At 65.7% G+C, this 13,066-nt stretch carries 13 protein-coding genes; 8 read left to right on the top strand and 5 right to left on the bottom strand.

The features are described from left to right. The first annotated feature begins 289 nt into the window (after positions 1 to 289). The 3 genes from BBX35_RS08015 (at position 290) to BBX35_RS08005 (ending at position 3,764) form a co-directional block, all read left to right on the top strand. Complete coding sequence (locus BBX35_RS08015; protein ID WP_067217947.1) at positions 290 to 775, top strand: putative pterin-binding protein; 486 nt, start codon at positions 290 to 292, stop codon at positions 773 to 775. A gap of 4 nt (positions 776 to 779) precedes the next feature. Further along, entirely contained in the window at positions 780 to 2,810 is a 2,031-nt protein-coding gene (locus tag BBX35_RS08010; RefSeq protein ID WP_067217945.1) for a putative bifunctional diguanylate cyclase/phosphodiesterase, read from the top strand. A gap of 126 nt (positions 2,811 to 2,936) precedes the next feature. Further along, positions 2,937 to 3,764 carry a 3-oxoadipate:acetyl-CoA acetyltransferase gene (locus BBX35_RS08005; RefSeq protein ID WP_067217943.1) on the top strand — a complete coding sequence of 276 codons (828 nt, stop codon included), beginning with the start codon at positions 2,937 to 2,939 and terminating at the stop codon, positions 3,762 to 3,764. A gap of 94 nt (positions 3,765 to 3,858) precedes the next feature. On the opposite strand, the gene BBX35_RS08000 is transcribed toward BBX35_RS08005, so the two are convergent. From BBX35_RS08000 to BBX35_RS07980, 5 genes are read right to left on the bottom strand one after another with little or no spacing between them, the layout of a single operon-like run. Further along, positions 3,859 to 5,133, bottom strand: coding sequence for an ABC transporter substrate-binding protein (locus tag BBX35_RS08000; RefSeq protein ID WP_067217940.1), 1,275 nt, complete (start codon positions 5,131 to 5,133; stop codon positions 3,859 to 3,861). Positions 5,134 to 5,150: 17 nt separating this feature from the next. Further along, positions 5,151 to 5,594, bottom strand: a complete 444-nt coding sequence (locus BBX35_RS07995) for a DUF4440 domain-containing protein (protein ID WP_067217938.1) — start codon at positions 5,592 to 5,594, stop codon at positions 5,151 to 5,153. Then, a complete protein-coding gene (locus tag BBX35_RS07990) occupies positions 5,591 to 6,643 on the bottom strand; it encodes an aldo/keto reductase (RefSeq protein ID WP_067218420.1) in 1,053 nt (350 codons plus the stop codon). Before BBX35_RS07990 ends, BBX35_RS07995 begins: the two co-directional genes overlap by 4 nt. 13 nt (positions 6,644 to 6,656) lie before the next feature. Then, a complete protein-coding gene (locus BBX35_RS07985) occupies positions 6,657 to 7,037 on the bottom strand; it encodes a TIGR04076 family protein (RefSeq protein ID WP_067217936.1) in 381 nt (126 codons plus the stop codon). Beyond that, positions 7,034 to 7,801 carry a GntR family transcriptional regulator gene (locus BBX35_RS07980; protein ID WP_067217933.1) on the bottom strand — a complete coding sequence of 256 codons (768 nt, stop codon included), beginning with the start codon at positions 7,799 to 7,801 and terminating at the stop codon, positions 7,034 to 7,036. The genes BBX35_RS07985 and BBX35_RS07980 overlap by 4 nt, the downstream gene beginning before the upstream one ends. A 284-nt stretch (positions 7,802 to 8,085) precedes the next feature. Here BBX35_RS07980 and BBX35_RS07975 point away from each other — a divergent pair, with 284 nt between their 5' ends. The 5 genes from BBX35_RS07975 to BBX35_RS07955 are packed head-to-tail and all read left to right on the top strand — an operon-like array spanning position 8,086 to position 13,064. Continuing rightward, the gene (locus tag BBX35_RS07975; protein ID WP_244271579.1) at positions 8,086 to 8,919 is read left to right on the top strand and encodes an ABC transporter ATP-binding protein; all 834 of its coding nucleotides are present in this window, start codon (positions 8,086 to 8,088) and stop codon (positions 8,917 to 8,919) included. Beyond that, on the top strand, positions 8,916 to 9,692 hold the full coding sequence (locus BBX35_RS07970; RefSeq protein WP_067217929.1) for a branched-chain amino acid ABC transporter ATP-binding protein: 777 nt from the start codon (positions 8,916 to 8,918) through the stop codon (positions 9,690 to 9,692). The genes BBX35_RS07975 and BBX35_RS07970 overlap by 4 nt, the downstream gene beginning before the upstream one ends. Continuing rightward, the gene (locus BBX35_RS07965; RefSeq protein WP_067217926.1) at positions 9,689 to 10,600 is read left to right on the top strand and encodes a branched-chain amino acid ABC transporter permease; all 912 of its coding nucleotides are present in this window, start codon (positions 9,689 to 9,691) and stop codon (positions 10,598 to 10,600) included. Before BBX35_RS07970 ends, BBX35_RS07965 begins: the two co-directional genes overlap by 4 nt. Further along, entirely contained in the window at positions 10,597 to 11,598 is a 1,002-nt protein-coding gene (locus BBX35_RS07960; RefSeq protein WP_083206087.1) for a branched-chain amino acid ABC transporter permease, read from the top strand. Before BBX35_RS07965 ends, BBX35_RS07960 begins: the two co-directional genes overlap by 4 nt. Then, positions 11,595 to 13,064, top strand: coding sequence for an aldo/keto reductase (locus tag BBX35_RS07955; RefSeq protein WP_067217924.1), 1,470 nt, complete (start codon positions 11,595 to 11,597; stop codon positions 13,062 to 13,064). The genes BBX35_RS07960 and BBX35_RS07955 overlap by 4 nt, the downstream gene beginning before the upstream one ends. Positions 13,065 to 13,066: the final 2 nt, after the last annotated feature.

Here is a 13,066-nt window from a genome sequence, read left to right as displayed (position 1 = left end):
CGGGTGGATAAACCACCCGGGCTGTCTTGTATTCTCAAGCCGCTATCAGCTGACCGGGATCACGCCGCCGCAACGTCGTTCAGGAAGCGGTATTTTGTCTTGGGTTTCCGTCTCTGTCGGTCTTATGGTTAACAGAGTGTAAATCTTCCGTAGTGACGCCAAGTAATTAATCTAAAATTTGCCTCCCGCTTGTACTATATTATGGCTTGAATCGAAGCGGCGACGTCGCGTATCAAGAAACAATCCGCGACTTTCGATTGAATAATAGGTACAATAACGGAGAGCGGTCATGTCACTTGCACGGTTCTTTCTGTCACTTGTTGCAGGCATGTGGTTGCTTGCAGTCCCGGTTGCCCACGCGTCCGGCCCCGTGGTCCTGACGGTGGAAGGCAACATCGAGGGCAACGCTCCGCGCGATTTCACCGTTGCCGACCTTGAGGCGATGGGCGTGACCAAGGTCACGACATCGACGCCCTGGCACGACAAGGTCGTCACGTTCGAAGGTGTTCTGTTGTCGGACCTTCTGGACAAGGTCGGTGGCAAGGGCGAGACAATCGAGGGTGTTGCGCTCAACAATTTCTACACCGAGATCCCGGTTTCCGACGCGACATCCTACGGCGTCCTTCTCGCCTTCAAGGCGGATGGCAGCTATCTCGGTGTGCGCGACAAGGGGCCGCTGTTCGTCATCTATCCGTTCGACCGGTTTCCCGAACTGAGAAACGAACTCTATTACTCCCGCTCGATCTGGCAGTTGCGTCGCATCAAGCTGAAGTAAGCCGATGACCCTGTCGATCCTCCTCAAGCGTGCGACTTCCGTCGGCGACCGCTTCCGCCATTTGGCCATTACGGTCCTGGTGGTCCTGGTGCTGGCGGTGCTGTTGCACGCCGAGGCGGTGTTGACGACGGGGGGAGCGGTCGACAAGTCGATGCGCTACGACATCGCCATGTCCGGTCTCAACGGGCGCGTCGACGCGGTGACCGCCCGCCAGCGCATCTCGCAATATGCGGCAACCGGCCGGGTGTCGGATGCGGAAGAGGCCTGGCTTTTCTACAATATCCTGGCAAGCCGCATCGAGACCTGGTCATCGGGCGCGTTCGGCGCTTTCGTTTCGGCGTCGCCGCAGCGCAAGGCGATGCTCGACGAGCTTTCGCGCGATGTGGCCTCCATCGAAGGAGACTATGCGGCTCTGCCGGACCGGGAGGCACTGGCACGCATCGACGCTGTTCTGGAAAAGGCGGTCGGCGTGATCGACCGCATCGGTGGCGAGGCGCTGATGGACAATCTGGTCGAGGCGGCCGATATCCGCGCCACCTTGCTCGAACGTCAGCGGCTCCAGAACATTCTGGTGGAGGTGCTGGTCGGTACCGGCGCCGTGCTGCTGTTGTTCATGTCGTTCCAGGCCCGCTCCCTCCGTCGGGCCAGGGCAACGGCCGAGCAAACGGCACGCGAGTTCGAGTTCGCGGCGCGCCACGACCCCTTGACCGGACTTCCCAACCGCATCGCCTTTCATGATGCGCTTGAGCAGGCGATCTCGTCCGGAAGGCCTCGGGACGCCGACCGGCTTGCCGTTCTTGCGCTCGATCTCGACGGGTTCAAGGCCGTCAACGACATCCTCGGCCATGCCTCCGGCGACGATCTGTTGCGTTCGGTCGCCGACAGGTTGCGCCGCATCGTTGCCGACTGGGGGCCGCGCGATGTGGTTTCTCGGCTGGGCGGCGACGAATTCACGGTGCTGACGCGGATTTCCGGCGGAGAGGACGAGGCTGTCGCCCGGGCCAAGCTGCTCATCGACGGGTTGCACGAAGCCCATACCTTGAGCGGGGGCAATGTGGTGGTCAACGCGACGATCGGCGTTGCCCTGGCGCAGGACGAAGAAAGCGGGTCGTCCATGCTGCAAAACGCGGATCTTGCGTTGAGCCATGCGAAGGCGACCGGCAAGGGGCGCGTCCAGCTCTACGACGTCTCCATGCGTGCGGACGCCACCCGTCGCCGCCAGATCGAGGAAGGCATCACCCAGGCGCTGGACGAGGGCGATATCGCCACCCACTATCAGCCTCAGGTGGACATGCGGACCGGACGCATCGTCGGCCTCGAAGCGCTGGCCCGCTGGCGTCACCCGGCGCTCGGCTGGATCCCTCCCAGCGAGTTCATTCCCATTGCGGAGGCATCGGGCCGGATCGTCGAGATCGGCGAGCGTATTCTCGAACAGGCCTGCCGCGATACGCTGGCTCTGCCCGTGGAGCTGCCGGTTGCGGTCAACCTTTCGGTCGCGCAGCTCGCCCGCGAGGACCTGGCAGAGACGGTTGCGGACGTCCTGCTGCGCTTCGGTTTGCCGGCCTCGCGGCTGAAGCTCGAAGTGACCGAAAGCGTCGTCATGAAGGACACGCGTCGCGCCATCGCTACCTTGAAGAAGTTGAAGGCACTGGGCGTTTCGATTTCGCTCGACGATTTCGGAACGGGTTATTCGGCGCTGTCCTATCTGCGCAGCTTCCAGTGGGACGAACTCAAGATCGACCGGAGTTTCGTTCGTTCGCTCGACAGCGACCGTCATAGCCTGTCCATTGTCACCTCGATCCTGGAATTGGCCGCAAGGCTCGACATCGGCGTGACCGTCGAGGGCGTGGAGACCGAGGAGCAGGTTGCGCTCCTGACGGGCGCCGGTTGCCGGGTGGCACAAGGCTTCCTTTTCGGGGCGCCTGTGCCAGCCTCTGACCTCGGCGCACTGCTTGCCCGCGGCGGCAGGGCAGAGGGCGAGACAAGAAGCTCGGCTTCGGTGGCCGCGGTTTCGCCTGCGCGCGGAATTGTCTGAGACACCTGTTTGCCGATTTTCGGCAGAGCTGCTAACCAGACCGACATCGTCGTGGAACGCCCGTCCGGGAGGGACGGGCGCGGCTTGCCTCAAGCCGAATTTTCTCCAGAGGAGGTATGTGCGCCCATGTCCGACCCTTGCATCATCTGCGTTGCGATCACCGGTTCGGTGCCGCAGAAAGCGGACAACCCGGCGGTGCCGATCACCGTTTCCGAACAGATCGAAAGCACGCAGGAAGCATTCGAGGCGGGAGCCACGATCGCCCATTGCCATGTGCGCGAGGAGGACGGCACGCCGACCTCGGATCCCGAGCGTTTCGCCCGGCTGGTCGAGGGACTGAAGAAGCACTGCCCGGGGATGATCATTCAGCTGTCGACCGGCGGCCGGTCCGGGGCGGGCAAGGCGCGCGGCGGCATGCTTCCGCTGGCGCCGGACATGGCGTCCCTGTCGGTGGGCTCCAACAACTTTCCGACGCGGGTTTACGAGAACCCGCCGGATCTCGTCGACTGGCTGGCGTCCGAGATGATCGCCTACAACGTCAAGCCGGAGATCGAGGCCTTCGACCTGTCGCACGTGTTCCAGGCGGCCTCGCTGGTCAAGGACGGACGGCTCAAGGGGCCGCTGCATGTCCAGTTCGTGATGGGCGTGAAGAACGCCATGCCGGCTGACCGGAAGGTGTTCGAATTCTATGTCGAGACCTTGAAGCGTCTGATGCCGGAGGCGACGTGGACGGGGGCAGGCATCGGCCGCAACCAGATCGAGCTGAACCGGTGGAGCCTCGAGCTCGGCGGGCATTGCCGCACCGGCCTCGAAGACAACGTCCGTCTGGACAAGGAGCGCCTCGCTCCGTCGAATGCCGCGCTGGTGCAGCGGGTCGTCGATCTGTGCCCGGACTACGGGCGCCATCCGGCGAGTGTTGCCGAGGCCCGCGCGCTTCTCGGCCTCGCCGCATAAGTTTCCGGCGGAGTGCCCGAGCTTCGCTGCTTCGACCAAAGAGAAAGGCCCGCACCGGTGTCGGTACGGGCCTTTCGTCGTTAAAGCTGCAAGCTTACTTGCCTGCCAGTTCGTCCTTCAGGGTCATCACGTCCTCGGCCGACATCTGGCCGACAGTGGTGACTTCGCCGGACGAGATCCGCCACAGGCGGAACGGGCCGGTGATGTCGCCGTATTCGTCGAAGCCGACCGGCCCGATGACGCCTTCGTACTTGATCGGCTTGCCGGCCTTGATCAGCTCGAGCGCCTTGGCGAACTCGTCCTTGCCCGCGAAGATCGGCTCGCCGTCCGCGGCAACCACCTGCGGAATGGCAGCCTTGATCGCATCGGCTTCGGCGGAGCCCGCCTTGGCGATGGCAAGGCCGACGATGGCGCCGGCATCGTAGGAGCGGTCGGCGGCGGGCGCACTCGGCTCGATGCCGCCGGAGAAGTCCTTGTAGGTGCCGTTGAAATATTCCGTCGACTTGGTCGGCGTGGTGCCGGAAGACGTGCCGAAGGCGTTGTCGAGGAACTTCGCGCCGACGCTTTCGATGAAGTCGGTCGAGTTCATGCCGTCGTTCAGCAGGAACGTCTGCGGTCCGCCCTGCGAGATCCAGGCGCGGGCGATGGTGGCGCCGTCGACCGGATAGCTGACGAGATAGAGCGCTTCCGGCTCGCCCGCCATGGCGGCGGACGCCTCGGCGGAGTAGCTCGCCTGCTTCTCGTTGTAGGGGGTCGTGGAGGTGATGGTGCCGCCGAGCTTTTCGAAGGCGGAGGAGAACTCGCGCACCATGTTCACGCCGAAGTCGTTGTTCACATGGATGATGGCGAGCTTCTTCAGGCCCTGGTCGATGGCGTATTTCGCGGCCGCTGTGCCCTGCAAGGCATCGGAGGTGATCGTGCGGAAGAAGTAGCCGCCGGTCTTTCCGTCGCGCGCGAGCTGGGTCAGCGTCGGCGAGGAGGAGGCGGGGGAGACCTGCACGACGCCTGCCGGTGCCGTGACCGAGGTCAAGATCGGGATGGAGACCGAGGAGATGATGCCGCCGATGATGACCGGCACCTTCTTGATGTTGACCAGCTGGGTCGCCTGATCCACGGCAACATTGCCCTGGCTCTGGCTGTCGCGGGTGTCGGTCACCAGCTTGCAGCCGTCGAGAACGCCGCCGGCGTCATTGAGATCGCGAAACGCCATCTCGACCGACTTGGCGCCGGCCTGGCCGTACTGGCCGGCTGGGCCGGTGAGTTCGAGGACGAGGCCGACGGTGACCTCGCAGGCCTGTGCCGCAGACCCTGCCGCCAGCGCGGCGAGGACGCCGCCGGCAAGCGCGGAAGTCCATTTCAACTTGCTCATTGCTGTTCCCCTTCTCGTCATTCTGCCGCCGGTTGTTTGTCCGTACGGTCATTGATCCAGGTTTCCTGGACGAAGCGCCACGCCACCCCGAGGGGAGCGTTGGCATTTCTGGAGAACAGCGCGCCTGCACGGCGGAAGGTGGTCCTTCCCGCGTGCTCCTGCCGTTCCACATAGGTCATCAGGGCGTCGTCGCCGGTCTCGCGCAGGACCGCCACATCCTCGATGGCGATTGCGAATCCCTCGGCAAAGCGCCCCCTTGCGGCGGCCAGCATCGCCGTCAGGCCATTGTGGTCCTGAAGGGCGCCGTCCGGGCCGATGCGATGGAAGTCCGGGTCGAAGGCGGCAAGCGCGGCGGCAAAGGCGCTGTCTTCGAGCCGGCCGGCGAACCAGTCGACGAAGAACTCGTGCCGGGCGACGATCTCGCGCGCGGCGGCAGCGGCGATGTCGCCTGTGCCCGTCATGCGGCTTTCTCGTCGTTGAGATTGTATTTCATGATGCGTCCGTGGCGCCCGTGGCGATCGCGCTCCAGCGTGTAGACATCGCCGTCCAGCTCGCGGGCGGAGGCGAGAACCTCCGCGATCTGCGCGCGGTCGTCGGCATCGAGGGCGATCTCGCAAAGGCCGAGATTGGAGGGAAGATGCGCCCGGTTGCGCGCGCCGACGATGACCGCGCCGACCTGATCGCGGTCCAGCACGCAGCGGCTGGCAACGCTGGCGATATCCGTGCCGTGCTTGTCGGCGACCTGCTTGAGGGCGACAAGCAGTGCCTGGAACAGGTCCCAGCCGCCGAAATCTTCGATGATCAGCTTGTATTTGACCAGCGAGCGGTTCTCCAGGTCCGCAACCGGCTCGGCTTGGCCCAGCCACTTCTCGCTCAGGAAACCGCCAGCGACCGTGCCGTAGCACAGGAAGGACATGCCGTTGTCGTGGGCGATGCCGGCGAGCCGCTTGGCCGGGCGCGTGTCGAGCAGGGAATACTGCACCTGCGCCGACACAAGAGGCACGCCTGCGGCCAGCATGGCGGCGACATGGTCGCTGTCGAAATTGGTGACGCCGATATTGCGGATCTTGCCCGCCTCGCGCAGCTCCTTCAGCCACAAGGCGACATCCAGCCAGCCGGGAGCATTGTAGTCCCACCAGTGGAACTGGACGAGGTCCAGCCGCTCGCAGCGCAGCCGTGACAGCGAACGGTCGACCAGCTCTTCCACATGCGCGCGGTCGAGGCCGATCAAGCGGTCGAGATCCGGCACCAGCTTGGTGTGGACGCAGATCCGGGACAGGGCGTCTTCTCCCCGCAAGTCGCGGTAGCGCTCGCGGAAGGCGCCGATCAGTTCCTCCACGCCGGTGTAGATGTCGGCGCAGTCGAAGGTGGTGATGCCGGCATCGGCAAAGGCGACCATGTCGTCGATTGCCGTGTCGCGGTCGACCGCGCCGTGCCCGCCGGCGAGCTGCCAGCCACCGCGGATGACGCGGGAGATGACGTGATCGTCCTTCAGGACATGGGTTTCCATCTTGGTCACGAGGTCACTCGCCGTTTTCGCTGTCGCCAGCGGCATCTGGAAGGGGAACGGCAGTGGTCGCCGCGTGGGAGAAACGGCGCAGGCCGAGCCGCGTGATTCGCAGCCGGCTGGCGCAATTGGGGTCGGGACATGCGACGTCTGCGTCGCTGGTCATCCAGTCGTTGGGATGGGTCGGGCGCTGCTTTGCCGCCAGCAAGGGCAGGACGGCCGCGATGGAATAGATCGAGAAGCCCTGGCCGGGCGGCATGTGCAGCATCTCGCCGCGCAGTTCGAAGTGATCGCCCGGCTTTGCCCCGCAATAGACCGTGCCGCCGTCCTCCGGCATCACCGCTTCGACCCGCAGATCGTAGAGCTCGAAGCTGTCGTCGTTCGCCTCGTGGCTCATCGGGGTTCCTCGCCTGTTTCGGTCAGGTGCTTGCGCAGGATGTCGAAGGCACGTCCGATATCTGCCTTGAGCGCGGCTTGTGCGGCCGGCGTGTCGCGCCGGGTGACGGCCTCGACGATCTCGCGGTGAAAATGGGTGGCGGATCGGTCGGTGACGGGATCGAAGAGGCGGGCGGAGGCGCGCAGATACGGGCCCGACTGCAGCCACAGGCTCTCGATGATCGGGATCATCACCTGGGATCCGGCAGCACGATAGAGCGTGAAGTGGAAGGCGTGGTTGAGGTCGGCCGCCTCGCCGGAAATTTCCCGGCCCCTGGTTGCCAGTACGGCATCGCAGGCATCGGTCAGATGCACCAGTTCCTCGACGAGCGCATCCGTGACGTTCGGCATGGCAAGGCCGATGATCTCGCTCTCGATGATCGCGCGCGCGCGGGCCAGATCCTCCAGGCGGTCGCGGGAAATGAGCGGCACGCGGACGGAGCGGTTGGGCATCGCCTCCAGCGCCTGCTCCGAGATCAGGCGGGCCAGAGCCTCGCGCACGGGCATGGTGCTGGTGCCGAGGCGATGGGAGACGTCGACGATGCGCAGGACTTCGCCGGGATCGAACAGGCCCTGGATCAGAGATCGGCGCAGCTCGTCATAGACGCTGTCCTGAACCGTGCGCCGGCCGACCGGATTGAGCGGAGCCAGCGCGCCGTCGGAATCGCCAGCCTCGGTCGCGGCGCCTGCAACACGCAGCGGTCTGCCAGCCGTCCTTGCAGCCATCGCCTCCTCCTTGGCTTCCCCGCTCGGGGAGAGGTTCTGCGGCCTGCGGCGCGGTACGCGGACTAGGCCGCCGTGCAAAGGCGGCGGTCGCGCTCCTTGAGAGGCCTACCGAAAACCCGTCTGTTTCATCTTTACAACCAAACGCGATCTGTGATCAAGATATGTTTGATCAAACATCACGGATCGCGAGGCGGTCCTTTGGTGGCTGTCGATTGCCTTTTGGAGGTCGTGACAAACAGGGCGAAAAGACCCTGCCGCCGGGCGCCGGGATAAGGAGCGGATCCTTGCAGTCAGTCAGCAGCGCTGCGGACGGGGCAGTGCACACATCGACCGGCGGAGTGCCGCCGGTTCTGTCGGCCAGGGGTGTTGCCCGGCGGTTCGGCGGCAACCGGGCGGTGGACGGCATGTCGCTGGACCTCCATGCCGGAGAGATCGTCGGGCTGATCGGCCCGAACGGCGCAGGCAAGACCACCTTCTTCAGCCTGATCGCCGGAAGCCTCGTGCCGGATGCCGGCGAAATCCGCCTCAAGGGAGAGCGGATCGAGCGCAAGCCGGCCGCGCGGCGACTTTCCATGGGGTTGGGGCGCACGTTCCAGATCCCGCGTCCGTTCGCTGGCATGAGTATCCTCGACAATGTCATGGCGGCGGCGCAAAACCAGACCGGCGAGAGCATCCTGCGCAACTTCCTGCAGCCCGGTACCGTTCGGGCGGAGGAGCGTGCGGCGCGCGAACGGGCGAGGGCGCTGATCGATTTCGTGACCCTCGGCCATCTCGTCGACCAGCCGGCCCGCGTCCTGTCCGGCGGTCAGCGCAAGCTGCTGGAGCTTGCCCGCGTGATGATGGCCGAGCCGGCGGTGATCCTGCTCGACGAGCCGGCCGCGGGCGTCAATCCGACACTGCTCGATGTCATCATCGACCGGATAGTCGAGATCAACCGGATGGGCGTCAGTATCCTCCTCATCGAGCACAACATGGACATGATCGCCCGTCTGTGCGGGCGGATCGTCGTGATGGCGGCCGGGCGGGAACTGGCGGCCGGCACGCCGGCGGAGATCATGGCCAACCGCGAGGTGGTGGAAGCCTATCTCGGCGAAGTCTTGCCGGAGGTCGCGCCATGACGACGGCCGCATCCGCCGCTCCGACGGCGCCGCTTGCGACCCGCGGCCTCGTCGCCGGCTACGAGCCGGACCTGCCTATCGTCAAGGGGATCGACTTCACCTTGGCGCCGGGCGAATTCGTCACGGTGCTCGGGCCGAACGGGGCCGGCAAGTCGACCTTCGTCAAGGCGATTGCCGGGCTCGTGCCGCTGCATGGCGGCTCTCTGCATCTCTCCGGGCGGGACATTACCGGCCTGCCGCGCCATGAGCTCGTGCGTCAGGGGCTGGCCTTCGTGCCGCAGACGGAGAACATTTTCGCGACCCTGACGATCCGCGAGAACCTGCAGGTGGCCGCCGCCGTCCTGCCCAAGGCGGAACGCCAGCAGCGCATCGACGCGATGCTCGCGGCCTATCCCGATCTTGCAAGTCGGCCGGGCGCGCTTGCCGGCGGTCTGTCCGGGGGACAGCGCCAGATGCTGGCGACCGCACGCGCGCTCCTTGTCGAGCCGAAGGTACTGATCCTCGACGAGCCGTCTGCGGGCCTGTCGCCCAAGGCGGTTTCGGAAATGTTTGCGCGGCTGGTCGAGATCAATCGCAGCGGCGTACCGATCCTTTTGGTCGAGCAGAACGTCAGGGCGGCTCTGGCGATTGCCTCGCGCGCCGTGATCCTGGTGGACGGCCTGCTGCGCCACGATGCACCGGCGGCGGATCTCGCCGCCGATCCGGATATCGGCCGCCTGTTCCTTGGCGCCCATGCGGACGGCGCCGCACCCGCCGGGGAGGGGACACGATGAGCGGCCAGATCCTGCTCGAGGGCCTGCTTGCCGGGGCTATGATCGGCCTCGGTGCGGTCGGCCTGACGCTGACCTATTCGATCCTGCGCTTTGCCAATTTCGCCCATGGCGAGTTGCTCAGCTGGGGCGCCTATCTCTCGCTCAGCCTGTCGCTGGCCATCGGTGCGGTGTCCGGCGCCAGCCTTGCCCCGCTCGATCCGTTCAGCGTGTCTGTGGCGCTGATCCTCGCCGGGCTGCTGGCCATGGCGCTCACCGCGGTTCTGGCGCTCGCCGTCGATCATCTCCTGTTCGCCAGGCTGAGACGGCGCGGGGCAACGGCGATCATCGTGGTGATGGCCAGCTTCGGCGCGTCCATGGCGCTGCGCAGCCTGCTGGAATTCTTCTACACCTCGAAGCCCGCTTACTATTCCCGCGAACTGCAGATCGCCATGCCGCTGCCCGGGGGTATTCGCGCAACGCCCGACCAGCTGTTGCTGATCGGTCTCGCCTTCGTGGCGGTGATCGCCGTTCATCTGCTGCTCACCCGCACGGATCTCGGCCGGGCCATGCGCGCTGTCAGCGAGAATCCTGCGCTCGCCGGTGTCGTCGGCATCGATACGGCGAAGATTGTGCGCGCGGTGTGGATCATCGGCGGCGCACTGGCTTGTACTGCGGGCACCATGTCGGGCCTGCTGGTGCAGATCCGTCCCTATATGGGTTTCGACCTGCTGCTGCCGCTTTTCGCCGCCGTCATCCTTGGCGGCATCGGTTCGGTGCCCGGCGCCATGCTCGGCGGGCTTCTGGTCGGTTTGTGCGAGGCGCTGGCGGTGCAGACGATCGGCGCCGAATGGCGGGCGGCCGTTGCCTTCGCCGTGATCACCGCCGTGCTGGTGCTGCGTCCCACGGGCCTGTTCGGGAGGGCGGCATGAGCCTGGAACTCCTCGCCTATTGCGCCTTCTTCCTGACCGTCGCGCTCACTTACGCGGTCATCGTGCTCGGTCTCAACGTCCAGTGGGGCCAGACGGGTCTGTTCAATGTCGGCGTCGCCGGGTTCGTTGCCGTCGGAGCCTATGTCTCGGCGCTGCTGACCTCCCCGGCGGTGGAGGGGCGCGTCGGCGGCTTCGACCTGCCGATCATCGTCGGCTGGCTGGGTGCCTTCGTTGCCTCCGGGCTGCTTTCGGCGCTGATCGGCTGGATGACCATTCGCCTGCGCGCCGACTATCTGGCGATTTCCACCTTCGGCATTGCGGTCACCGTGCAACTTGCCGTACTCAATCTCGAGGGCATCACGGGCGGTCCTTTCGGCATCAGCCTCATCCCGCGTCCCTTCGGCGATCTGGTCGGCCGCTCGCTCGCCTTCTCTCTCGCCAATCTGGCGCTTCTCGTTGCCGTGGTGTTCGGCCTGTATCTGATGCTCCAGCATCTGGCGAAAAGCCCCTGGGGCCGTGCGCTGCGGGCGATCCGCGAGGACGAGGTGGCGGCAGAGGCGCTCGGCAAGAGCCCGCGCCGCTTCCGCATCGAGGCCTTTGCGCTTGGCGGGGCGATCATGGGCCTTGGAGGCGCGGCGCAGGCGCATTTCATCGGCTTCATCGCGCCCGAGAACTACCTGCCGATGCTGACCTTTCAGGTCTGGGCGATGCTCATCGTCGGCGGCTCGGGCAACAATCGCGGCGCCATTCTCGGTGCGCTGCTGGTCTGGGCGCTGTGGGCGGCATCGTCCGCCGTGGTCGAGGCGCTGGCTCCCGCCGGGGAGCAGGCCCGCGCTGCCTCGCTGCAGACCGTGATCATCGGTGTCGCCCTTTGCGCCATCCTTCTCTTCCGCCCGCAAGGGCTGCTTCCCGAGCCTGGCGGCGCACGTCGCCGCTTGCCTTTTCTTCACAGATGGCGCGGCACACCCGCCGCCACGACAGGATCCGACCGCACATGACCAGCCGCCCCGATACGACGAAACTCGGCCCCGACCTCGAAATCAGCCGCATTCTGACCGGTCTCTGGCAGATCGCCGACATCGAGAAGGACGGAACGCCCGTCGATCTGGACGCTGCAGCCGGCCATCTCGCAGACTATGCGGCCGCCGGCTTCACCACCTTCGACATGGCGGACCATTACGGCAATGCGGAGCTCGTTGCCGGTCGTCTTCTGGCGCGGCACGGCGAGGGGGAGGGCCGCCCGCTCGCCTTCACCAAATGGTGCCCGGAGCCCGGCCCGATGACCGAGGAGGTGGTGCGTGCCGGTGTTCAGGAGCGGCTCGACCGGCTCGGCGTTGCATGCGTCGACCTGCTGCAGTTCCACTGGTGGACCTTTGAGCATCCGGGCTGGCTCGATGCTCTCAAGCATCTTGCGAAGCTCCGCGAGGAAGGGCTCATCCGCGAGATCGGCGTCACCAATTTCGATGCCGGCCATCTGCGCGTCGCGCTGGCCGAGAACCTGCCCATCGTATCGAATCAGGTGTCCTTCTCTGTCGTCGACCGACGCGCGGCCGGTGCCCTGACCGCCCTTTGCCAGGAGCGAGGCGTGCGTCTTCTCGCCTATGGCACGCTGTGCGGTGGGTTCCTGTCCGAACGCTGGCTCGGCAAGCCGGAACCGACCGAGATCGCCGACTGGAGCCGGATGAAGTACAAGCGCTTCATCGACACGGCTGGCGGCTGGCAGGCCTTTCAGGGGTTGCTTTCGGCACTCGATCACATTGCGAAGAAGCACGGAGTTTCCCTGTCCAACGTCGCAACCCGCTGGGTGCTGGAAACGCCCTCCGTTGCCGGCGTGATCATCGGTGCGCGGGTCGGGGAGAGCGAACACCGGGCCGACAATCTCCGCCTCTTCGGTTTTGCGCTCGATGAAGAGGACCGTACCCGTCTGGAGAGTGCCTTCGGCGCGATGCAGCCGATCCCCGGCGATTGCGGCGACGAGTACCGCCGCCCGCCCTTCCTCACCGCTTCGGGCGATCTCAGCCACCATCTCGACCAGATCCCCAGCGTCTATACGCCGGAGCCGGTGCCGGGTCGGCCCAACCGCTGGCGCCTGTCGTCGGGCAGCATCTGGGAGCCGCTTGCCGGCTTCAGCCGGGCGATGCGCATCGGCGACCGGGTTCTCGTCTCCGGCACGACCGCAACCCACGGCGCCGACCATTGCGTTGCGCCGGGCGATGCCGAAGCCCAGACCACCTATATCCTCGACAAGATCGCCGCGGCGCTTGCCGCTTTCGGCGGTTCGATGGAGGACGTGGTGCGCACGCGGGTCTACCTGCAGGATGTCGGCGCATGGGAAGGCCCCTCGCGTGCGCATGGGAGAGTTTTCGGCGAGATCCGTCCCGCCAACACCATGCTGGCCGTCGGTGATCTCATCGGTGGCTACGAGGTGGAGATCGAGGTCGAGGCGGTGCTCGACCCGCATTAAGA

Origin of the sequence: Stappia indica (genome assembly GCF_001696535.1) — a bacterium.
In the GTDB taxonomy this organism is placed as follows: Bacteria; Pseudomonadota; Alphaproteobacteria; order Rhizobiales; family Stappiaceae; genus Stappia; species Stappia indica.
This window is presented reverse-complemented; position numbering and strand designations above follow the sequence as displayed.